This is a genomic window from Flammeovirga sp. SJP92 (genome assembly GCF_001583495.1).
Lineage (GTDB): Bacteria > Bacteroidota > Bacteroidia > Cytophagales > Flammeovirgaceae > Flammeovirga.
This window is the reverse complement of sequence record NZ_LQAQ01000061.1, coordinates 1-23808: the sequence shown is the minus strand read 5'-3', so window position 1 is coordinate 23808 and position 23808 is coordinate 1. Positions and strand designations below refer to the sequence as shown.

Annotated in this window: 14 protein-coding genes; 10 read left to right on the top strand and 4 right to left on the bottom strand. The window is 36.9% G+C overall.

Annotated elements, in window-relative coordinates; genetic code table 11:
• Window positions 1-3 precede the first annotated feature (3 nt).
• The 9 genes from AVL50_RS12885 to AVL50_RS12845 all read left to right on the top strand — a co-directional run bounded on the left by AVL50_RS12885 (window position 4) and on the right by AVL50_RS12845 (window position 16052).
• Window positions 4-1872: a SusD/RagB family nutrient-binding outer membrane lipoprotein gene (locus tag AVL50_RS12885; protein ID WP_172826831.1), complete on the top strand. Its 1869-nt coding sequence runs from the start codon at window positions 4-6 to the stop codon at window positions 1870-1872.
• Between the two features lie 243 nt (window positions 1873-2115).
• Window positions 2116-4383 carry a GH92 family glycosyl hydrolase gene (locus AVL50_RS12880; RefSeq protein WP_216639046.1) on the top strand — a complete coding sequence of 756 codons (2268 nt, stop codon included), beginning with the start codon at window positions 2116-2118 and terminating at the stop codon, window positions 4381-4383.
• Between the two features lie 145 nt (window positions 4384-4528).
• Complete coding sequence (locus tag AVL50_RS12875) at window positions 4529-5272, top strand: copper homeostasis protein CutC (RefSeq protein WP_062616911.1); 744 nt, start codon at window positions 4529-4531, stop codon at window positions 5270-5272.
• Window positions 5273-5282: 10 nt separating this feature from the next.
• Complete coding sequence (locus AVL50_RS12870) at window positions 5283-6527, top strand: PNGase F N-terminal domain-containing protein (protein ID WP_062616910.1); 1245 nt, start codon at window positions 5283-5285, stop codon at window positions 6525-6527.
• A 67-nt stretch (window positions 6528-6594) separates the two neighbouring features.
• Window positions 6595-9180, top strand: a complete 2586-nt coding sequence (locus tag AVL50_RS12865) for a glycoside hydrolase family 2 protein (protein WP_062616909.1) — start codon at window positions 6595-6597, stop codon at window positions 9178-9180.
• Between the two features lie 215 nt (window positions 9181-9395).
• Window positions 9396-10823, top strand: coding sequence for a glycoside hydrolase family 125 protein (locus tag AVL50_RS12860; protein ID WP_062616908.1), 1428 nt, complete (start codon window positions 9396-9398; stop codon window positions 10821-10823).
• A 60-nt stretch (window positions 10824-10883) separates the two neighbouring features.
• On the top strand, window positions 10884-11981 hold the full coding sequence (locus AVL50_RS12855) for a carbohydrate-binding family 9-like protein (RefSeq protein ID WP_063850696.1): 1098 nt from the start codon (window positions 10884-10886) through the stop codon (window positions 11979-11981).
• A gap of 282 nt (window positions 11982-12263) precedes the next feature.
• Entirely contained in the window at window positions 12264-13340 is a 1077-nt protein-coding gene (locus AVL50_RS12850) for a putative glycoside hydrolase (protein WP_062616906.1), read from the top strand.
• A 153-nt stretch (window positions 13341-13493) separates the two neighbouring features.
• Window positions 13494-16052: an erythromycin esterase family protein gene (locus AVL50_RS12845; protein WP_062616905.1), complete on the top strand. Its 2559-nt coding sequence runs from the start codon at window positions 13494-13496 to the stop codon at window positions 16050-16052.
• Window positions 16053-16094: 42 nt separating this feature from the next.
• Here the strand turns inward: AVL50_RS12845 and AVL50_RS12840 are convergent, their stop codons facing one another.
• Window positions 16095-18386, bottom strand: coding sequence for a transglycosylase domain-containing protein (locus AVL50_RS12840; RefSeq protein WP_062616904.1), 2292 nt, complete (start codon window positions 18384-18386; stop codon window positions 16095-16097).
• Between the two features lie 228 nt (window positions 18387-18614).
• On the opposite strand from AVL50_RS12840, the gene AVL50_RS12835 reads away from it, so the two are divergent.
• Window positions 18615-19199 carry an NAD(P)H-dependent oxidoreductase gene (locus AVL50_RS12835; protein WP_062616903.1) on the top strand — a complete coding sequence of 195 codons (585 nt, stop codon included), beginning with the start codon at window positions 18615-18617 and terminating at the stop codon, window positions 19197-19199.
• 151 nt (window positions 19200-19350) lie between these two features.
• Here the strand turns inward: AVL50_RS12835 and AVL50_RS12830 are convergent, their stop codons facing one another.
• The 3 genes from AVL50_RS12830 to AVL50_RS12820 all read right to left on the bottom strand — a co-directional run.
• Window positions 19351-20595, bottom strand: a complete 1245-nt coding sequence (locus AVL50_RS12830; protein WP_062616902.1) for an aminotransferase class I/II-fold pyridoxal phosphate-dependent enzyme — start codon at window positions 20593-20595, stop codon at window positions 19351-19353.
• A gap of 232 nt (window positions 20596-20827) precedes the next feature.
• Complete coding sequence (locus AVL50_RS12825) at window positions 20828-23110, bottom strand: TonB family protein (protein WP_082795797.1); 2283 nt, start codon at window positions 23108-23110, stop codon at window positions 20828-20830.
• Between the two features lie 485 nt (window positions 23111-23595).
• Window positions 23596-23808: hypothetical protein (locus AVL50_RS12820; RefSeq protein WP_216639045.1), on the bottom strand; the 213-nt coding region annotated here is incomplete at its 5' end.

Here is a 23808-nt window from a genome sequence, read left to right as displayed (position 1 = left end):
ATAATGAAATTCATAAAATATTTTAGATATAGTATTCTTTCCTTGTTTATGCTGATGGGCTGTACCGATGAGTTTGAGGAAATGAATAGAGATCCATGGAAGAGTAATGATTTGGATCCTAAACACCTTTTTACATTCTCCCAGCTTAAAATGTTCTCTAGTGGACATGAAGGTTTTAGAGGAAATCTTATAATGTCAGGCCCGTTGTCACAAAATTTGGCTTGTAATTATACTCAAGGTTCTGGTTTTAGACGGAATGATGGTTTTACAGAAGCCACATGGAGTTTGATTTTTGGTGATGTAGTCAAAAACATAACTGATATTCAAAGCCGATTAGGTGAACAAGAAGGTCAGGAAGGGAAAATTGCACAAGCACAAATTGTCAAAGTGGTGAACCTGCTTAGAATGACAGCCCTTTATGGCGATATTCCTTACACAGAGGCAGGGCAGGGTTTCACTGAACGAAATTTTTATCCAAAGTTTGATGATCAGGAAACGGTATTGAATACGATGGTGACAGAACTTGAAGAAGCAAGAAGTGTACTCCTGAATTCCTCGACAAATACAAACCTGTTTACTAATACGGACGCGGCGGAATTGTATGAGCCAAGTACAGTAGGCGCAGAAAAATACGTGAGGTTAGCCAACTCATTACTGATGAAAATTGGAATGATGATGTCACATGCTGATCCTACAAAGGGACAGGAGGTTTTCTTGAAAGGTATGAATGGTGACGGCGGTTATATTACAGATTGGTCGAATGCTGTGTATGTCAATCATGCAGATGTAGGTGGACCATGGGGACAGCATGTCAATGGAACAGGTGTGGCAGTGAGAGGCGAAGTTGGAGGTTTTTCAGGACCTTTTATGAGTGAATTGGCCTTGAAAAACATGCAACAGAGAGAAGATCCAAGGTTATTCAGAATAGCATCTCACTTGACTTTGGATGGTAGTGCTTATGTGAGTATGGAAGATACTGCACGCTACACCAATTTTGATCCATTTGCTCAAGCAGGAGGCCCCAATGAATTCAAGGAAGTTCATTTCAGAGGAATGAGATATGGTGAAAATGCTTTTGGAACAAAAGGATTATTCCATAATTCAAGTACTGATCAAGTAGTTCAAGCGGCGTTGTGGGCTGACCAAACAGATTATGAATTTGAAGGAAAAGGACAGTTTGCTACGCTAGCAAGTTTAGCCCCCGCAACATACAACAGAGTAACACCTTCTATTGTGATTGGTGCTGACGAAATGAACTTTATGTTGGCTGAAGCGGTAATCCGATATGGGGTGGCAGGGGATGCAAAAACCTTCTTCACAACTGCGGTAACTCAAGCTTTATCAAAATATGACGCTATCAATTTTCCAGGCAAAGAGTTTGAAATGAAGATGGAGGAATTATATAAAAGGCAAACCAATGATGCTTATAGCCATGACGCCGCTGTGGCAGCCTATATTGCCAATGCGAACCAAGCCTATGATGATGCCACAGACAAATTGGAGGTTATTGCTTATGAAAGTTGGATTTCGAATATTGGAGATGGTTACAACGCTTTCGCAAATTGGAACAGAACCAACAAACCTTCTATTGTACGAGCAACATTATCGCAGGAAGATGACGGAACCTATAATTTACCTTCATACCCAGGTGACCCATTATTGGAGACATTAACACCTTCTGCAACACCTGAAAATGTGCCTTTGCATTTGGGTGGAGTGACCAACTATGTAAGACCTGCAAGGTTCCCTTATCCAGATCGAGAATTGACGGTTCACCCTTCAGAAACCAACAGAGTCATCGAAGAACAAAGAGCCAATTCGCCAAGTAATCCTGACTTTATAGGTATAAAACAATGGTATAGTTTCCGATAAGTGCAAATTTGATCAAAGATATATCCTCTAGCATTCAGTTGCTAGAGGTCTTTTTGTATGGTATAACATTCATAATATTGAACAGAATAACATTGCTCTGTGTTTATTTACAAAGGTTAGCAATTTTATGCGTGTTTTTGCATGTTTGAATGCGTGATTATTACTGTTTTTTTTTATTTTTGCTGTACAAAGAACACTTTATGAGAACCGCACCATTATTGGTCTTACTAAAAATTTATTACCGTGTCGATCTTACAATACATAAAAAATACCTTGAAAGTGGCTGCCATCGCACCTATGGTTGTAATGACAGCTTGTACTACTGATATGCCGAAACAGGCAGAAGAAAAGAAATTAGTAGATTTTGTTGATCCTTTAATAGGCACAGGTGAGCATGGTCACACCTTCCCGGGTGCAACTTTGCCCTACGGAGGCGTGCAGTGTAGTCCTGTCAACGGCGTGAGCGGTTGGGACTGGGTAAGTGGTTATCATATTTCAGATTCATTATTAGTAGGTTTTGGTCATTTGCACTTGAGTGGTACAGGTATTGGAGATTTAAATGATTTAATCGTGTTGCCTACTGCTAAAGCACATGCTTTGGATCCAATGGAGCAAAACCGCAATAAACTGCCTTATACACAACGTTATTCTCATGATAATGAAGTGGCAAAGCCTGGTTATTATGCTGTTTTATTGGAAAATAGTGGCATCAAAGCTGAAATGACTACAGGGACAAGAGTTGGTTTTCATAGATGGACTTACCCTCAATCAGCAGAAAGCCCTTCTATGATTGTCAATCTGGGTTTTGCAGTGAACTGGGATGGTGTAATGAAGTCATCATTAGTACAACTTGATGATTATAGAGTGCAAGGGGAGCGTTTGTCAAAAGGTTGGGCTGAAGATCAGAGAGTGTATTTTGAAATGAAATTCTCACAGCCAATTGAGAAAATTAATATTGAGAAAGAAGGAGAAAGATTAGTAGGTCAAATCTTTTTCAAGAGTGTTGATGCACAAAATCAAATCACAGCCGCAGTGGGTGTGTCTTCAGCTACTTTAGAAGGTGCTCACGTAGCTTTAGAGCAAGAAGCAGAAGGTTTTGACTTTGATTTGAAAAAGCAGAAAGCAAGTGATGTTTGGGAAGAGGCTTTAAATCAGATCAAAATCACAACAACAGACGAAAAGTCTAGAGAAATTTTCTACACTGCATTATATCATACTAAAATTGCCCCTGTGACACACTCAGATGCGCAAGGTAATTATAAAGGTGCAGACCACGAATTGCATCACGCTAACGGTTTCAGATATTACAGTACTTTCTCACTTTGGGATACATTCCGTGCTGTTCATCCATTATCAACAATTGTAGAGTCTGAAAAAAGAAATGCAGATTTTATCAATTCTATGCTAGCACATTTTGATGAGACAGGACTTTTGCCGGTATGGGCATTAGCAGGCAATGAAACGAACTGTATGACAGGTTATCATGCCATGCCTGTTTTAGCAGATGCAGTCTTAAAGGAAATTGAAGGTGTTGATCCTAAGCGAGTTTATGAAGCGATGAAAGTGACATCAATGCAAGATGAGCGTGACTTGAAAGCCTATAGGAAATATGGATTTATTCCTTCTGACAAAGGAGGAGAGTCTGTAACTAAGACTTTAGAATATGCTTATGATGATTGGTGTATTGCTCAAGTGGCGAAACATGTTGGTGATGACGCTGGTTATGTACAATACATGAAACGCTCGGAGGGCTTCAAACCACTTTTCGATCCTAAAACTGAATTTATGAGAGGTCGCTTGACGAATGGTACTTTCAGAACTCCATTTGATCCAGCAGAAGCAAACCATAGAGAAAATACAGATTATACAGAAGGAAATGCTTACCAACATAGCTGGTTTGTATTACAAGATGTGCAAGGTTTGATTGATTTATTCCCTTCTAAAAAAGCATTTGTATCTAAATTAGACGAGTTATTTACCGTTTCCTCAGAATTGACAGGAGATAATGTTTCACCAGATATTACTGGTTTGATTGGTCAATATGCTCACGGAAATGAGCCATCGCACCACATTGCTTATTTATATGATTATGCTGGTGAAGCATGGAAAACACAAGAAAAAGTTCACGAGATTCTTTTTACACAATATGATAATACTCCTGAGGGAATCAGTGGAAACGAAGATTGCGGGCAGATATCAGCATGGTATGTGTTCAGTAGTTTAGGTTTCTATCCTGTTAACCCAGCACAGGGAATTTATGTGATTGGTACACCGATTTTCGAAGAAGCTGTAATTAATACATCCAATGAAAACCAATTTAAAGTAGTTGCTAAAAACGTATCAAAAGAGAACAAATATATCAATAAGATTACGCTGAACGGTAAAGTAATTGACCGTTTGTACATCACTCATAAAGAAATTATGAGCGGTGGGGAATTAGAATTTGAAATGACCAATACACCAAACAAGCAATTGGGAGCTCAAAGTACTATTCCTATGAAAGCATTCTAGAGATTAAAAATTATTAACCATTATTGCTCAAAGTAGGAGCTTAAAAAACAAGGAAAAGGAGTAGCTACGATTCTAATATGTAAAATGACAGCTTTCTTTAGAGGTATTATTACATACTATTTGACTCCTTTTCTGACTTAGGATTATGAACGTAACATTAGAAATTTGCTCATATACTGTTGATTCCGCCATCAATGCCCAACGAGGAGGGGCAGACAGGATAGAATTATGTGGAGGAAGATTAGAAGGAGGAACAACACCCAGTGAGGGGATGATGAAATTGGTAAGAAAAAGTGTAGATATTGATGTTTACCCGATTATCAGACCCAGAGGTGGCGACTTCTATTTTACCGATCTAGAGTTTGAAGAGATGTTGGAAGACATCAAAACCGCTAAAAGATTAGGTATGAATGGAGTGGTGATTGGGGCGCTTACTGCAGATGCTGAAATAGATGTAGAAAGATGTAAAGCACTGGTAGAAGAAGCCAAACCTTTGGGTGTCACTTTTCATAGAGCTTTTGACATGGCAAGAGATTCTCACAAAGCACTAGAAGACTTAATCGGTCTTGGTGTGGATAGAGTATTGACGTCAGGTCAGATGATGACGGCTCCTGAAGGAGTTGAGGTATTGAAAGGTTTAGTGGAGCAAGCAGATGGTCGTATTGAGATTATGGCAGGAAGCGGTGTTTTACCAAAAAATGTAAAGGAAATTATAGAAAAAACTGGGGTAACTGCAGTACATTCTTCTGCTTCGAAATTGGTAGATAGTCAGATGACTTTCAAGAACAATGGAGTAGCAATGAGTAAAGAAAGTACTGGCTCAGAATATTTAAGAGCGGTAACATGTGATAAAACAGTGGAGTCGCTCAAAAATGAAATAAATAAATAGACGACAGCAAATGAAACAGCAAATTCTTCAACTACTCGCTTTAACTGTATTAATGGTAAGCTGTGGACCTAAAGAAATTCCATCTATAGGAGACAAAGTTTATCATGTATTTGATCAAGAGCACCTTTACTTTGATCCTGAATTGACAAAAGACGGCATTAGAGTAAGTGATACGCAACCCTTCTATATTGAATCGGGACGTATCATGCTTCGTAAACTAAATATTCCAAAATTCGAACGTGAAACCAAAGTCTCTATTATAGTAGAGGAAACTTCAGCAGGTGATCGTTGGGATAAGGCAGGGTCTGTGTTTGTAATGGATGCCAATGGAGTGAATATGTTGACGGTAGCTCAAAAGCAATACAAGTTGAAGCATAGCGATGATGCCGAACAAACGGATAATTATCCGGGTATGATTGCAGAAGGAGAATACAAACCTGCTGTGGAATTGATGCGTTTTATGACTCCTTTTGGAGTGGGGCATTATTCAAAACAAGATACTTCAAAATACCCTAACAGAATGCCGGTTTATATTGATGGATGGGCAGAAAAAGCGATGTGGAAACAGGATATCACTCAGCTTTTACCTTTATTAGAAGGAGAGGTGTATATCGGTGTTCACATTGACACTTGGACCAAAGAGGGGTATAAAGTAGATGTAAAATTACGATTTGATGAATCTGAAAATGCCTATGCACCTGCCAAGAAACGTTGGGTAGCTCCAGTATTGAATTCTGTAAGATATATTCCGCCTCAAAGAGGTTGTGATAAATTCCAAAGAGCAGATGTGGGAACTTCAGTAGAAATTCCTGCGAATGCTAAAGATGTTCAGTTGGCGTATATCACTACAGGTCATGGTGGACATTCTGGAGGAGATGAGTTTGTCCCTACAGAAAACATCATTAAATTAGATGGAGAAGAATTCTTCAAGTTCACACCTTGGAGAACGGACTGTGCCTCTTTCCGTAGATTCAACCCTACATCAGGAGTTTGGTTGAAGAAGAGAAATGTAGATTACATTGATTGGGAAGCCAAAGGGTACAGAACGAAAGAAATTGAAGAGCCGGAAGCATCATCGGATTTGTCAAGATCTAACTGGTGTCCAGGTTCAGATGTACCACCTATGATCATTCCGATGGATAAAATTTCGGGTCAACATGAGATTACGGTGAGTATGCCAACAGCACAAAAACTGAAGGAAGGAGAACAAAACTTCTGGTTTGTTTCTGCTTACTTGTTTGGTGAATTAAATTAATACCAAGAAATATAAGACTAGCTCAAGGCATGATCGCCTTGGGCTATTTTAGCATAAATGAAATAAGATGAAGAACATTACTTACCTAACTTACGCATTTCTATCACTACTAATTTTGAGTTGTTCAACAGATTGGGAAAGCCAAGAGCAATTGAAAAAATCTTATCCTTTACATTCCGATTGGGAATTTAAACAAGCCAATAAGGAGCAATGGTACCCTGCGACCGTTCCGGGAGTAGTGCACACTGACTTATTTCAAAATAAACTAATTGAAGATCCATTTTACCGTCAAAATGAAAAAGACTTACAATGGATTGAAGAAGAAGATTGGGTTTACAAAACAACTTTTGATTTACCGACTTCTTTCAAAGAAAATCAACATTTTGCTTTAAATTTTGAAGGTTTAGATACTTACGCTGATGTTACTTTAAACGGTAAAAAAGTCATCTCTTCCGACAATATGTTTGTGGGATACAATAAAGAAGTAACCTCACTATTAAAGGAGAAAGGAAATGTACTGGAAGTCTATTTTCATTCACCAATCAAAATAACAAAACCACTTAGAGAGCAAGCAGGCTTTGAATATCCTGCCGACAATGATGCAAGAGAGGAAAAATACAGTATCTACTCACGTAAAGCACCTTATTCATTTGGTTGGGATTGGGGCCCACGTTTTGTGACTTCAGGGATTTGGAGACCTGTAGAATTAGTGGTTTGGAATAGTGCCCAAATTAATGACGTTCACTTACAGCAAGTGAGCTTGACAGAAGAAAAAGCAAAGTTGAAAGCTACGGTTGAAGTAAAATCAAGTGTAGTGGGAGACGCCAATATCCGATTGATAAACAATTCATCAACATTCTCTTCTCAAGAGAAAAAAGTAATGTTGAATAAAGGTTTGAATGTGATCGAATTGGAAGCAGAAGTTGAGAACCCAGAATTATGGTGGCCAAATGGTTTAGGAGAGCAAACAAGGTACGAAATCATCACACAATTGAATGTAGATGGCAATTTTGTGGATCAAGAATCACATAAAATTGGTTTTAGAACTGTGGAAGTGATCAACGAACCGGACAGTATTGGTGAAAGTTTCTTTGTGAAAGTCAATGGACAGCCCGTATTTATGAAGGGAGCCAACTATATTCCGCAGGACAGTTTCTTACCGTCAGTGACAAAAGATCGTTACGATTGGATGATTGAAAGTATGGTAAGAGCACACATGAACATGGTGCGTATGTGGGGTGGTGGTATTTACGAAAGTGATTACTTCTATGACCAATGTGATGAGAAGGGACTTTTAGTATGGCAAGATTTTATGTTTGCCTGTACAATGTATCCGGGGGATAAAGACTTTATCAGAAAAGTAAAAGAAGAAGCAGCTTACAATATTAAGCGTTTAAGAAATAGACCATCATTGGCTTTATGGTGTGGTAATAATGAAGTAGGTGTAGCTTGGGACAACTGGGGCTGGCAAGATTCTTACGGTTGGTCTGAAGAGGTACAAGCGAAATTACTAGAAGATTACAATAGATTATTTAAAGAAGTATTGCCAGAAATGGTAAAAACATATGATGAAGGCCGTTTCTATTATCCTTCATCACCAATTTCAAACTGGGGTAATTTAGAAGACTTCACAATTGGCGATAACCACTTCTGGGGAGTTTGGCATGGAAAATATCCATTTGAAAGCTTCAAAGAATACGTTCCTCGTTTTATGAGTGAGTATGGATTCCAATCTTTCCCTTCATTCAAAGCCATCAAGAAATTCACCATCGAAGAGGATTGGGGCTTGGAAACGGATGTCATGAATACACACCAGAAAAGCTATACAGGTAATGGTTTGATTAAAGTCTATATGGAAAGAGATTTTAATGTACCCACTGACTTTGAAGATTTTGTTTACGTAGGACAACTACTTCAAGCAGATGGTATGCGTCAAGGTTTTGAAATTCACCGTAGAAGAATGCCTTACTGTATGGGTACGTTGTACTGGCAATTAGATGATTGCTGGCCTGCTGCCTCTTGGTCTTCTATTGATTATTATGGAGAGTGGAAAGCATTACACTATGCGGCGGAAAGAGCCTTCGAGCCACAGTTGATTTCTACTGATATTGAAGATGAATTACTGACAGTATGGTTAGTAAATGATGAGTGGAAGGAAATTGGTGCAACATTGAATGTAAAATGGAATACATTTGATGGTAAAGAGCTAGTAAAGAAGTCGTTGCCCATCAAGGTAGACGGAAATACTTCTAAGGTAGTTTTAGAGAGTACATTAGAAGAGCTTTTAGGGAGAAAATCGACTTTAAAAGAAAGAAAATCAATGTATTTGACGTTGGAAGCAGAAGATGCAAACGGAAAAGTTATTGCTAAGAACTACGCATTCTTCTTTAAACCAAAAGATCAAATCCTTCCAAAAGCAAACATCAAAACAACTGTTGTAGAAGAAGGTAATACCTTAAAAATAAAATTGAAGTCGGATGTATTTGCTGAAAGCGTAGCATTAAGTCTAGCAGGAGAAGCAACAGCACATTTCTCAGATAATTACTTCCATCTTGAAGCAAATCAAGAAAAAGTAATCACACTGGAAAGAACGACGATCAATGCTGAAGAATTGAAAAAAGCATTAGAAGTAAAATGCTTGAATAATATTTAAGATATACCCCTTGAACCAAATAATATTAGTCCATGGCAATTGTCATGGGCTGATAAGGTTCTTGTAGAAGCGTAGTCAACTACGCGACAGGGAAGCAATCCAAAGAGTAAATAAGGGAGAAATCCCACTCTTAGAAGCGTAGTCCACTACGCCAACAGCACATAAAATAACCAAAAAACAATCCTAATTAACCAACACGAACCAAGTAGAACGAAATGAAACGCAGAGATTTTATCAAAACCACTGGATTATTTACTACAGGCCTATCAATGGCTGGAGGTACAACGATGGCCTCAACATTATTTGAAGATAAATTTACATCACATAGACCTCCTGTTGCGGAAAGAAAATTCACATCAGAGGCTGTTGAGAAAATCATCAAAAAGGTAGCGAAGAAAATTGGGGATGACGAACTCAGATGGATGTTCACCAACTGTTACCCTAATACAATAGATACCACAGTTGAATTTACCATGAATGAAGACCGCCCAGACACCTTTGTGATCACCGGTGATATTCCTGCCATGTGGTTGAGAGATTCAACAGCACAAGTTTGGCCTTACCTTCCTCTAGCCAATGAGGATGATAAGCTGAAAACCATGATCAAAGGTTTAGTCAATCGACAAGCAGAGTGTGTTTTATTGGACCCTTATGCAAATGCATTTGAGAAAGACCCGACTGTAAAATCAAAATGGGCTGAAACAGATATCACAGATATGAAGCCGGGTACCCATGAGAGAAAATGGGAAATTGATTCATTATGTTATGCGGTAAGATTAGCCAATGGTTACTGGAAGAAAACAGGAGATGCCTCTATTTTTGATGCTACTTGGCAGAAGTCTGCGAAACTGATTGTAAAGACTTTCAAAGAGCAACAACGTAAAGACGGAGTGGGGCCTTACACATTCTCAAGAGTGACTCAAAAATACGAAGATACCATGGCCAACTGGGGTGCAGGTGCATCTATGAAACCATGTGGTTTGATCGTATCTTCATTCCGCCCTTCTGATGACTCAACTTTATTACCCTTCCTTATTCCATCCAATTTATTTGCGGTAGCATCATTAAAACAATTGGCGGACATTTATACAAATTTAGTGAAGGATAAAGCATTTGCGAAGGAATGTTTAGCTTTAGCTGAAGAGGTAGATAATGCCATTAAAAAATATGGTACAAAAGACCATTTGGACTTTGGTGAAATTTTAGCCTTTGAAGTGGATGGTTTTGGTAACCAATATTTTATGGATGATGCCAATGTTCCAAGTTTACTTTCAATGCCTTACTTGGACTGTATGGATGCCAATGATCCTTTATATCAAAGAACAAGAGACTTTGTGTGGTCAGACAGCAACCCTTATTTCTTTAAAGGAAAATATGAAGGAATCGGCGGTCCGCACGTAGGTTTGGATTATGTATGGCCAATGTCTATTATTCAGAAAGGATTGACTTCAGAAGATCCAAAAGAATTGAAATGGTGTTTGGAACAATTGAAAGCGACGCACGCAGGAACAGGATTTATGCATGAATCTTTTCATAAAGACAATCCTGAGAAATATACACGTTCATGGTTTGCATGGACCAATACTTTATTTGGTGAGTTAGTATATAAAATTTATCAAACTCATCCTGAATTACTGAAATAAAATAAACGGACATCAAAACTGATATCAATGGGTTTTTGATGCTAGAATACCTAATAGAAAATGATTTTAAGAATAATCTCTATCCTCAGTGTTATCACTCTTTTTGTAGCCACTTCAACCATGGCTCAGAAGTACCCAACACCTGAAAGTTATTTGTGTTTTCAATCCTCAGCACCAATCAAAATTGATGGTGTTTTAGATGAAGAAGACTGGGCAGATGCTGAATGGACACAGGACTTTGTTGACATTGAAGGAGACAAACAACCTAATCCTCCATTTCAAACAAGAGTAAAAATGTTGTGGGATAAAGATTATTTGTATATCGCAGCGGAGCTGGAAGAACCTCACCTTTGGAGTACAATCACTGAAAGAGATGCAGTGATTTATCAAGACAATGATTTTGAGGTATTTCTTAATCCTGTACCAACGTCTTCACAATACTATGAGTTTGAAATGAACCTGCTCAATACTATTTGGGACTTGATGATGACAAAGCCTTACAGAGACGGCGGAAAGTATATGAATGCTTGGGATATCGATGGCTTAAAATCAGCGGTGAAAATGTATGGTACTTTGAATGATCCTACTGATAAGGATGAAAAGTGGACATTGGAAATTGCCTTCCCATGGAAAGTAATTGGACAAGAAAATCCCTTAGCCATTTTCCCAAAAGAAGATACACGTTGGAGAATCAATTTTTCAAGAGTAAACTGGGACTTGGAAGCAAAAAAAGGGGAGTATGCCAAAAAGATCAATCCTGATACAGGAAGACCTTATCCGGAACACAATTGGGTATGGTCGCCTCAAGGAGAAATTGCTATGCACATGCCGGAACAATGGGGTTATCTTCATTTTACGGAAAGTAAAGCAGGAGAGAAAGTCAGTAAAGAAATCAAAGAAACGGAAGGGGAAAGATTACACCGTCATTTGTATGATATCTATTATAAACAAAAAGAGTTCTTTCTAAAAAATAGAGTATATGCCAAAACCTATGAGGAATTGGGTGGAGTGGATAAAATGCATTTTGAAGGAGAAGAAGTAACTCCAAAAATGGAACGAACACTTACTGGTTTTCAATTGGTATTGGAAGTCCCTCAGGAAAAGAAAATTTACATTATCAGAGAAGACAGTTCAACTGATATAATTGAAATGAATTAGAGTATATTTATGATTGAAGCGAATCAAAATTGATTTGAAATATAAAAAGTATGATATAATGTTAGGGTGACTTGTAGAAGCGTAGCCTGCTACGCAATAGTCTGAAAATGTGCGTATGTTGATTTTTTTTTGATAAAGTGCAATTAAAAAATAGTACATCTTTTTTTGACATACACGTAGCAGGCTACGTTGCTACTGAGGTCCTATACAGCAATTTGAAATTTTGATAAGCAGAAAGAAAAAGAAATCTTATAAATACTCGTAAAAACTACTACACATAAAATGGAGAAAAGAGAATTTCTTAAAATCGCAGGACTAGCAACAGCAGGGGCCGTGTTAGGACTTCCCGTACTAGCAAAAGGTAAAAAGCTTCCAACACGTTGGATGTGGCTTCACTCGCACGATGATTGGACAGACGCTCAATGGGAAGAGAAATTAGATGTACTCAAAGACTGTAACATTGAAGGTGTTCTTTTGGGAGGAAATGAAGCTTCTTACAAAAGAATGTATCCATTGCTGAAAGCCAGAAATATTGAGATGCACGCATGGATGTGGACACTCAACAGAAATGGAGATAAAGTAGCCAAAGAAAATCCAGATTGGTACGCCGTAAGTGGTGATGGACGTTCATGTTATGAATACCACCCATATGTTGATTATTATCAATGGGTGTGCCCATCAAAAGAAGAAGTACAAGACCATATTGTAAAACAGGCCGTTTCTTTGGCAAAAATTGAAGGAGTAAAAGGAGTTCATTTGGATTATGTAAGATATTCTGATGTTATTCTCGCTTCATCACTTCAGCCACTTTACGGTATAGTACAAGATAAAGAATACCCTGAGTGGGATTTCTGTTATTGTGAAACGTGCCGACAGAAGTTCAAAGAAGAGTCAGGCATTGATATCAAAGAATTAAAAGATCCGACAGCATCAGAAGAATGGCGTCAGTACAGATACGACTCCGTTACACATTTAGTAAATAAAATCTATGATGCTGTACATAAAGAAGGAAGTATGCTGTCAGCAGCTGTTTTTCCTTACCCAGACTTAGCTAGAAAAATCTGCCGTCAGTCATGGGATGATTACAAGTTGGACATGGTGTTCCCAATGATCTATAATAATTTCTATGAGGAACCAATTGACTGGATCAAATTCGCCACAGAGCAAGGTGTTTCTGATGTGAAAGGGAAGTTCAAAGAGCCACTGATCACTGGTCTTTATACACCTGCTTTACCAAAACAAGAGGATATGGAAGAAGCCATTAAATTGGCCAAAAAAGGTGGAGCCAAAGGTTTTGCCATCTTTGACTTGGCAGGAATGCAAGAACCGCATTGGAAAGCCTTGAAGAATGTGAAATAACTCCTTCTGATTTATATATATAGCTTTATCCCGATTTCCGACTTTGTGTTGGAGGTTGGGATTTTTTTATTGGTGTCAGTATTCGAAACTAGAATGAATTTTGCCTTGACATAACTATAAATGAAATAAATACAGCAATCTATCTTAATCTAAATGAGAAAACTAACATTATTACTTCTGCTATTAAATATAGCTACATTCTTTAATGCACAAGAGGTTCAAAAATCAGAAAATGATTTAAATGAAAAAGTAAATCGACACCTTATTCCATTGTATTCATCAGCTGTAGCGGATTCTACTTTTGAAGACTTAATGCCTTTGAAAGAGATGATTGGTGATGATAAAGTAGTATTTATTGGTGAGGCATCACATTTTTTAGGCAATCACGTCGCAATGAACTCACGCCTTGCTCAGTTTTTGATTCAGGAAATGGATTTTGATTATATCCTTTTTGAATCGGGCTTTTATGATGTACAAAAGGCACAATGGAACATCAAAAAAGGAAAAGATGTTTATAGAGAATTAAGCTCTTCTGTATTCGAATTTTGGAGTTCTGCCAATGAATTTCAAAACCTCAGAAAAGATATTGAAAAGTACCATGTGAAAGTGGGTGGCTTTGATTATCCTTCACGTGAGGTAGGGGAGAGTATTTATTATGATTTAAAAGAATATCTATCAAATGAAGTAGAGGAAGAACTCTTACTGGATTGGTTTGATGCTTATCAGGTGATTTCAAGGTGGACTGTTCCTAAAAGTCTAGCTCCTTACAAAAAAGCTTTTCCCATCATTAGAAAAGCGATTGCTCAAAAAGAAGTAGGCACTTCTCGACGCAAAAAACAGCAGTCCTTTTGGTTAAGAGTCTTAGATTCTCAAGATGAGTTTGTTCAATTTATTGAGGCTTACCCCAATATCAGTTCTATCACAAAAGAGAATTGGAAAGTTGAACATGCACAGCCAAGAGATGATGCGATGGCTAGAAATGCATTGTGGCATATAGAACAGAACCCTGATTCAAAATTCATTCTTTGGGGAGCTACAGGCCATGTTTCAAATGAAATAAAAAGCGTAAAACATCGTGATTATGATGCGTTCCAATCTTTAGGAAAACAGGTCATTGCTAAACTGGGAAAGGAGAATGTTACTGTACTTTCAACTACTTCGAGTTTCCCGGAACTGAAAACACAAGAAGAATATAGTTTAGAACATGCTTTGGAAAATTCGGGCCATCACTACAGTATGCTTCCGCTTTCTACTTTTGACACCTTATTGTATGGAAATGCACTAGGGTTGGAGCCTTTGCAATTGGAATGGAATAGTGCAATTGATATACTTTTTTACGCTGATACATTAAAGGGAATCACAGAATATGAGACTCCATTAGATGAAAATGTGGTGTATACAGAAGTCAATCAAGGGATAGATACTCTTTTACAAAAGCTGACAGATACAAAAGAGCTGATGAAAAGTATTCCTAAAAAAGAAGTGTATTTGTATAAATCAGTTTCAAGAAAAGATCATGATATACAAACCTATTCAGGTATTTTGATAGATAAAGAAACACAAGAACCCATTCCATTTGCTAGTATAGGGTTACCTGAAGAACATATAGGCGTTTCTAGTTCAGACAATGGTTCATTCTCTATTGCAATACCACTTTATATCACTGAGTTTAGAGACAGTCTAAACATTTCATGTATCGGGTATAAAAAGAGAACTGTTGCTCTTTCAACAATCACGAATTCCACAAAGATCTATTTAGAAACAGATACTAAAGAATTAGCGACGCTAACAATTAGGGATAAACCTATTTCAGCCAAAAAAGTGATGAGAAAAGTAAGGCAACGCCTAAAAAGGAATTACTATCAAAACCCTTTCTCATTCCAAGCTTTATATAAAAGCAGAGTATACGACGCTAAGAATGATCGATTTATTCTAGTAGAAGCTATTGCAGAAATCAATGATACAAATGGCTATCAGAAAAAAGGTAAAGAATATAAAGAAAGTAAAAAAACATCTGTCACGCACGCACAGTTAACACAATTGAATAATGATACAGGAGAAAAGCTTTCGGTAAGAAATGACCTTTTTAAGGATTACAAAATATGGGGAGGGGCTACGATTACTGAACCTGTAGGTGGATGGGGAACTAAACAAGAAAAACATCTTTTCCTTGCTCCCAGAATTTGTCCTGTCAATTTTCATCAATATACTTTATTGAACTCCATCAGAAAGAGGCATTATGATTTCGAACTATTAGAAGAAACGGACACTCACTTTGAAATATTGGCCACAGCTACCATTGAGAAAAATACTCATTTTTATAATACTCTAATGTGGTTTGACCCTTCCATTTTTCAAGTAAAATTAAAAATCAATGCTAAAAGTTTTGTGATTGAACAATGGGAACAGCTTGCCATTTATCCAGATGAAAAAGGAAAAGTGATGGACGTAAAAACCAATTACTTTGTCAATATTCCAGAAGATTGTCGTTATCAGAAGGATAAGTTTATCTATCAAGACCCAGAAAAGGATGGTAAGTACCATCTAACGTATTGGAATCGCTATAATACCTTCTCAAATTACACATTTAATGAAGGGATCTTTCTTCACTTTTACCCTGATCAGCAGATTAAATTAGGGAAGCCTTTTGCTTACAAGAAAAATAAAGAGAACACCCCTGATTTTTGGGAGAAAATTAATTTAGAGCTTTAAACAAAAAGGCTAAAGTGATCTTAACCACTTTAGCCTTTCTTTTTATAGATTATTCTGTTTTCTCTTCTTTTTTCTTTCCTCTCTGCGTTTCTTACGTTCCGCTTTCTTGTTCTCCTTTTCCTCCTTTGTTTTCTTCTTAAAGATATTATTGAAGAACATTTCCACATCAGTGCCTTCCTTAAAATCCTCACAGTCCAAAGCATCTGAAAGATAATCAGGCAGGGCAGGGAAGTAGGTAAATAATTCTTTTGAAAGTGCTTTGTCTTTTTGAGTTTCCTGAAGCGTAAGTGCGGTGATAGGAAGGGCTAATTTACTGCCACTACCATTCACACCTGAATTAAAATGAATTTGATTGGAAGTAGCACCCACTCGGGTTACCATAACTAGATTGGGATTAATACTTGCAAACCACGCATCTCCATAATTTTGTGATGTGCCCGTTTTACCACCAATAGGCAATCGAACATTGTATCTGCTTCTTAAGGCAACGCCTGTACCTTCTCGAGTTGCTTTCTGAAGAATTTCTGACATCAAAATGGAAGTCTCTTCACTCAATACCCTTTCCGATTCAACGTGACCACTTTCATAAATCACTTTTCCATCTGTGGTTTTGATGCTTGTGATCCATCTAGGCTCTATTTTAAAACCGCCATTGGCAAATGCCGAGTAAGCAACAGCCAACTCATAAATACTGGCATCCACAGTACCCAAAGCGGTTGAAGGGTAATCTTTCAATTCCTCACTAAAACCTAGCTGTGTCCAAAGGTCTTCTAAACGATCAAAACGGATAGAATTGTATAAGTTCACCGTTGGGATATTCAAAGATTTAGCAAGTGATGCAGAAAGAGTATACATTCCGCCAGAAGTCTTACTATAGTTCTCAGGTTTCCAGCCGTCCTCTTCTTCAATTTCATTCTTTAAATATTTACAGGGACGAGTTCCTTTTTCCAATGCGGCGGCATAAACTATAGGTTTGAAGGTAGAGGCCAATTGTCTCTTTGCCATAATTTGATCATAAGGATGTGTCCTGAAATCAATACCACCCACCCAAGCTTTTATAAAACCATCATTAGGATTAAGGGCTAGAAAACCAGCATGCAACAATGAAAGTTCTTTTCTAATGCTATCTTCTATGCTTAGTTCTTCAACCTTGATCCCTTCCCATGTAAAATACTCCCTTGATTTTTTAGTTTTTGGTTGATCAAATTTCTTAGAAGCAGCAACGACCAATCGCTCTAATTCTTTTTTACTACTTCCTCTGGCATACTGTTTTTCTAGCAGTCCCTGCATAGTGGATAAATGCTTTTGGAAAGCAAGAAGAGCATTGTATTGCAACTTTGCATTCAGGGAAGTTTGAATAATTAAACCATCCTTTTCAAGATCATAGTCTGTTTGATTGGCCTCATTATATTCTTCAACGATCCCTTTCGCTTTCTTCTTAACATGAACAAGGAAATAGTTGGAAATTCCTTCATTTTCAATGTTAGCATAATCGAGTTGAAGCGGTAATACTTTTAGGGAATCATATTCTTTTTGGGTAATGAAATCATATTTCAACATTTGGTTCATTACCACATTTCTTCTTTTTTGAGCATTCTGAGGATATAATCTTGGGTTGTAAAATGTATTCGCTTTTAAAATACCAATCAGAATAGCACTTTCTTCAATTTTTAAAGCAGATACTTTCTTATTAAAAAAGCGCTCAGATGCGGCTTCCACACCATACAAGTCTTCACCGAAAGGCACCGTATTGAGGTACATCCTTAAAATATCTTCTTTAGAGTAAAGGCGTTCGATTTGCTGTGCAATTTTGATCTCATTTGATTTATTAAAAATCATGGAAAATGGACCATAATCCTTTCTTCCATACATGTTTTTCGCCAATTGCTGCGTAATGGTACTACCACCGCCACTACTTTTATCACCTAATATGATACTCTTAAACAGTACTCTCAGTACACTTCTTGAGTCAACTCCTTCATGTTTAAAATACCTTGCGTCTTCTGTGGCAACTAAGGCATTAATAAGATGTTTGGGGAGATCTTTAAATTGTACATTGGTTCTATTCTCGGCGAAGAATTTACCAATCAGAATTTTATCTTCGGAATAAACTACAGAAGCAGTTTCGTTTTCATAATTTAATAGTTCTTCATCAGAATATCCTGAACCAAACGCTCCAGAAAGGAAAAGGAGAATAAAAGATATGCCAAGGAGTATTAACCCAAAAATGGATAGAATGATGGTTTTCTTATTCTTCAAAATGAAAAAGTAGAAAGCACGAAAGTTTTGATTGATTATCGCAATCCACTTTTGTTGGTTGTTCGTAGTACTCATGAATGTTTGATATGCTAATATTATCTTGTTGGGGAACAAGCAACAAAAATAACCGTTCCTTTTCTTTATTCTAAAAACAATAAGATTTCTTAACCTTTTGATTGTTAGAATCTTCAAGCACCAAGGCTTTTAACATTCCTAAATGCTCCATATTTGTTGAAACAAGTTAATTATTTTCACGTGAAAGAAATGTAGTCTTAGTACTTAAACAGTGAAAGATAAAAGAAAATGAAAAAGGTATTAGTCATCAATGGAGGTCAGAAATTCCTTCACTCTCAAGGTAGCTTAAATAGGTCTCTGGCCCACTTATCAGTAGATTATTTAAAAAATAGAGAAGGTTTTGAAGTGAAATCTACTTTTGTAGATGAGGAATATGATGTCAATGAAGAAATAGAAAAGTTTGTATGGGCAGATGTCGTGATTTACCATACACCGATTTGGTGGTTCTCTATTCCTTTTGGCTTTAAACATTACCTTGACCAAGTTTTAACTAATGGACACAACAAGCTTTATGCTTCAGATGGAAGATCTAGCAAAAGTCCAAAACTCAATTATGGTAGAGGTGGTTTATTGCAAGGCAAAAAATACATTTTGACAACCTCTTGGAATGCTCCAATCGAAGCTTTTGAGTTAGAAGGAGAACTGTTTGAAGGAACAAGTGTAGATAATGGCCCAATGTATGGGTTCCATAAAATGAACAGTTTTATCGGAATGGAGAAATTGGCAACTTATCATTTATACGATGTCATGAAAGATCCCAAAATCGAATCAGATTTTGAAAAATATACAAAAATGTTAGACGAGGTTTTATAACCATGTAGGGGTAGACCTACGTGTCAACCCAAACCACGGTTCACCTCCCAAAAACATATTTACCCACAACAATGTGGTCTAAAATATGAAACAAAAAATAAGGGCAACCTCAAAACGAGATTGCCCTTATTTTATAAACTGAATGTGAAAACTACTTCTTAGAAGCCGCCGCTAATTGCACACAAACAGTAAGTACACGCATAGCCAACTTGATTTCACCCATAGAAGGTAAAGTTGGAGCGATACGAATATTCTTATCCTTAGGATCGTTTTTGTAAGGGAAAGTAGCACCTGCTGCAGTCAATTTCACACCAGCTTCCGCTGCTAATTTCACTACTTCTTTCGCACATCCCTTAGGTACGTCAAGGCTAATGAAATAACCACCTTTTGGAACTGTCCAAGTAGCAATACCTTTACCACCCAAGTCTTTTTCTAAGATTTCGATTACCGCATCAAACTTAGGAGCGATAATTTTAGCATGTTTCTTCATATGCTTTTGAACTCCTTTGAAGTCCTTGAAGAAACGTGTATGTCTTAATTGGTTGATCTTATCAGGACCGATTGTCGCCATTGACAAGTGACCTTTCATCCAGTTGATATTATCAACAGAAGCACCCATACCAGCAACACCAGCACCAGCAAAAGAGATTTTAGAGAATGAACCGTAGATCAATACTCTGTTCTCAGTACCTTCCGCTTTACAAGCCTCAAGGATGTTCTCTAACTCATCTTGGTCGCTTGATAAATGATGAACTGTGTAAGCATTATCCCACATGATGCGGAAATCCTTCGCAGCAGTTTTCATTTTAGCCAAACGCTTCACTGTTTTCTTCGAACAAGTATAACCTGTAGGGTTTGAGTATTTAGGTACTACCCAAATACCTTTAATGCTCTTGTCTTCAGCAACTAATTCTTCAACTACATCCATATCCGGACCTTTTTCAGTCATCGGAACAGTGATCATCTCAATACCGAAATGCTCACACACAGAGTAGTGTCTGTCATAACCTGGAGAAGGACATAAGAATTTGATTTTGTCCTGCTGCCCCCAAGGCTTTTTGCTTTCAGGGAAACCATGAGACATTGCTCTCGCAATTGTATCATGCATTAAAGTAAGGGAAGAGTTACCAGCTGCAATCACCTCATCTGTTGAAGAAACCTCTAAGAAATCTTTGAAAATTTCTTTCATTTCAGGAATACCATCAAGACCTCCGTAGTTACGAGTGTCAGCACCTGCTAAAGTTTTGTAGTCCTTAGATGTTACTAAGTCCATCATTGGTAAGGATAAATCAAGTTGTTCTGTACCTGGTTTACCTCTTGTCATATCCAAAGCTAATCCTTGTGCTTTGTAATCTTGATATTTCTTCTGTAGTTCTTTTTTTGTTAGTGAAGCCATTACATACTGATATTAAAGTATAATTACCTTTTTAACATCGTCAAAGCTATGAGTTATTTTTTAATATTTAAATTATTAACATACATTTTTATCATATATATAATAGAATAATATGATAGTAACGAATATTGCAAAAGGTGTTTGATATATAACATGAAGTGTTATAAAATTATATAAAAGGTTTGGGTACTTACTTCAATATATTTTGCTGTCATTCATGATGAAAACGATGTTATATTGCATCGAAAATTCTAAACCCAAGTTCAGCTTCATTACCACTTTTAAAAAACTCAACTAGTTCCGGATACTTGGTCATCATACCATCCATAAGGTTTTGAAACACTTTTTTGTTTTTAGGCGAATGAATATCTTCAAAAGCTTTTTTATAAAGTTGTCCCCCTTTTGGAGTATAAAGCCTTACCTTATAATCTTTGTTGATGGGATCATACTTTATTACGAAACCAAGGTAATTATTGACGGTTTTCATACCAGCTTTATCCAGATAGTTGTATTGAGGGTGAAGTAAAACTTCTTTTAGAACAGCCAAATGTATGATAGGAGTGAAGAACATGTTCCAAAAATTGGAATAGTCAATTTCTGTAGTGTCATTTGAATCATAGAGGTCAAGTATTTTAATCGACGATTTATTACTTGAAATGTAAGAGAAATTAGCATCAGGTCCGTAGGTATTTTGGATGAATTTTAAAGAGTCTATATTGTCAAAGTAACGATAACCATAGGCTACTTCCTTGTCAATTGAAGGAGAATCATCACCAATAAACAGCCAATTGATATCCCTTACCTTTTTTCCCATTGCCCCAGCCACTCGAGTGTTGGTTTCAGCATCGTAGAGATTGAAAATTCCATAACCATCTTTGATGGTTTGCTTCCCATCTTTATCATAGAAATTAAGTATTGTAACATCTTTGGCTAACATGGAAATGAGCCATTGAAAATTATCTTTCTTTGCATTTCCAATTTTATAAAAATGGTTTTTACTGTTTCTCTTTGTACTGTAATAATGCATTGTGCCTTTATCGCCATAATGTTTTACACTCGAAAGTTCAGGGCTGTTGTACCGGACTTCCATAAATAGTTTGCCGTTAGGGTAGTAGTATTTCCAATCGCCCATTTCACGGTCTCCTCCATCAACAAAGTCACCCTCCTTTGCCAAATTGCCATTGTTGTACCATTCTTTCATTTTTCCGGTGGCTCTATACTCTGCATTTTCATATATAATTTCCCTGATTTTTTGGCCCTTTTCATTAAAGTCTTCCCATTTTCCGAATTTGAAGCCTTTCAAATATTCTCCTTTGGACATCACCTTTCCATTCGTATAAAAAGTCTGATACACTCCTTTTTTTCTTACCCCTGATATGTCCTCAGCATAAAACTGACAGTATATTTTTTTAGGTTCTTTGTAAAAGATTTTATGTTCAAACCGTTGCCCTTTCTGAGAAATCACCTTTATGTATTTGGCCATTTCTGGGTAGTTTGTATGTTTAAGTTTTTCAGTCAAATAAAATTCAGTATCAAGTTGTGTCATTTGTTCACTGAAACGAGAGGACATTTTAAAACGGACTTTATATTGAGTGTAATCAGCCACAGCTTTCCCTCTTATGGTTTTTGGGGCCCACTTCAAGTATGCATATTTTGTAAATACACGCAATGCTTCTTGCTCGAAGACAGAGTTGCTACTTTGCTTGACTGTGATTTCACTAATTGTGCTATCTAAATCCACATAAAAACGAATATCTACAGTCCCTTCAATTTTTTGTTCATATGCTAATTGGGGATATTTGATGCTGTTTTTAATTAAATTACTGAACCCCATCCGGCTTAAGGGGTGTGCTTTTGAAATCGGTTTTTTGTTATAAGTGTATTCATGATTGTCTTTATCCCAACTTTTACCCTCTGTAATTTTATTTTTCTCCCATACTTCCTCATAAAGTAACTTGCCATTTTTTGCATAAGATGTCCATCTTCCTGTCTTGTGATAACGCTCATATTTTCCTTTCAGCTTTATCTGATCAGTGCCTTCCCATTTCTCAATGTATTTCCCATAACCTTCGATGACTGAGTGTTTTCTTTCTTCATCCCAATAATCAAGCATTTTTATGGTAGAAGAGGAAGATCTCTTCACGGTCATTTTGGGTGAGCCGTCTTTGTACCAACTTTCCCAAATACCATACTTTTTGCATCCTGTACTGAATTTTTTATAATGCCCCTGGTGTTTCTTTTTTCCATTTTGATGAAACACTGTATAGAGTCCCACTTTATCTTTTCCAAGCTGATCAATAGAAGTGAAGGTGGCGTAAACGGAATCAGTTGTGGCATAAAGCAGTTGATGATTGTAATAGCCATCTTCAGAGAATGTTGTGTTTTGAATATAAAAGGCTTCACTTTTATGCTCTATTTCTTCAAGGTCTTGATTGAAGAAACGTACGATGTTTTTTTGTGCATAAACTGTTTGAAAAGTGAATAGTATAGCCACTAATGAGAGTAGTCGTAACATAAGTAATAAGTAGTTTAAAGTTTTATTTGCATGATTTAGTTAAAAATATGCTTTAAGTTTGGTCACGATGTAAAAATAGAAAATAATATATAGTCCAGCTTCATATTTAGGTAAAAAAGAGTATTACAGAAACAACCTTATAAGGTGACGAGCCATCACCTTATAAGGTTGAAAGGTGTCACATTCTAATGTGACAATCTGTAACAGCTTAATGTGGCATTGTGTCCCATGTCCATGTGACGACCTGTCCCATTATAATGTGACGGAGTTCAACCTTATCAGTGGGTTATAAATGGAGGAATTCGGAGAGGAAGAAGATCACTAGCGGAGTAAATAAAAAAACCTAGCTTTAGTAACTAAAAGCTAGGCGACAAATCACTTTTTTATAACCTTATGGAATGATAGAATTTTGTATGAATACCATATTTAATGAACATTCATCTCCGAAATAATAATATGTTTTTGTAAGAAATATAAAATCTTAGTTACAAAGGATTCCCCCCCAACGCAATATCTAATTCAGGACAATTTTTCCAAAAAGCAGGGTAATTTTTGATTTTATTATTTTCTAAATTGATATGATGCAAATCCTTCATTTCACAAAGTTCTTCAGGCACTTTTAAAATATCTCCATTGATAATCACTGCGAAATCAAGTCCTTTCATACCACTAATGCCTCTTATGGTTCCCATTCTGTG

What these genes read in the sequence shown, in the direction of transcription:
- AVL50_RS12885 (WP_172826831.1), top strand. Translation starts at nt 4, where the DNA reads ATGAAATTCATAAAATATTTTAGATATAGTATTCTTTCCTTGTTTATG.
- AVL50_RS12875 (WP_062616911.1), top strand. Translation starts at nt 4,529, where the DNA reads ATGAACGTAACATTAGAAATTTGCTCATATACTGTTGATTCCGCCATC.
- AVL50_RS12870 (WP_062616910.1), top strand. Translation starts at nt 5,283, where the DNA reads ATGAAACAGCAAATTCTTCAACTACTCGCTTTAACTGTATTAATGGTA.
- AVL50_RS12865 (WP_062616909.1), top strand. Translation starts at nt 6,595, where the DNA reads ATGAAGAACATTACTTACCTAACTTACGCATTTCTATCACTACTAATT.
- AVL50_RS12860 (WP_062616908.1), top strand. Translation starts at nt 9,396, where the DNA reads ATGAAACGCAGAGATTTTATCAAAACCACTGGATTATTTACTACAGGC.
- AVL50_RS12855 (WP_063850696.1), top strand. Translation starts at nt 10,884, where the DNA reads ATGATTTTAAGAATAATCTCTATCCTCAGTGTTATCACTCTTTTTGTA.
- AVL50_RS12850 (WP_062616906.1), top strand. Translation starts at nt 12,264, where the DNA reads ATGGAGAAAAGAGAATTTCTTAAAATCGCAGGACTAGCAACAGCAGGG.
- AVL50_RS12845 (WP_062616905.1), top strand. Translation starts at nt 13,494, where the DNA reads ATGAGAAAACTAACATTATTACTTCTGCTATTAAATATAGCTACATTC.
- AVL50_RS12840 (WP_062616904.1), bottom strand. Translation starts at nt 18,386, where the DNA reads ATGAGTACTACGAACAACCAACAAAAGTGGATTGCGATAATCAATCAA.
- AVL50_RS12835 (WP_062616903.1), top strand. Translation starts at nt 18,615, where the DNA reads ATGAAAAAGGTATTAGTCATCAATGGAGGTCAGAAATTCCTTCACTCT.
- AVL50_RS12830 (WP_062616902.1), bottom strand. Translation starts at nt 20,595, where the DNA reads ATGGCTTCACTAACAAAAAAAGAACTACAGAAGAAATATCAAGATTAC.
- AVL50_RS12825 (WP_082795797.1), bottom strand. Translation starts at nt 23,110, where the DNA reads ATGTTACGACTACTCTCATTAGTGGCTATACTATTCACTTTTCAAACA.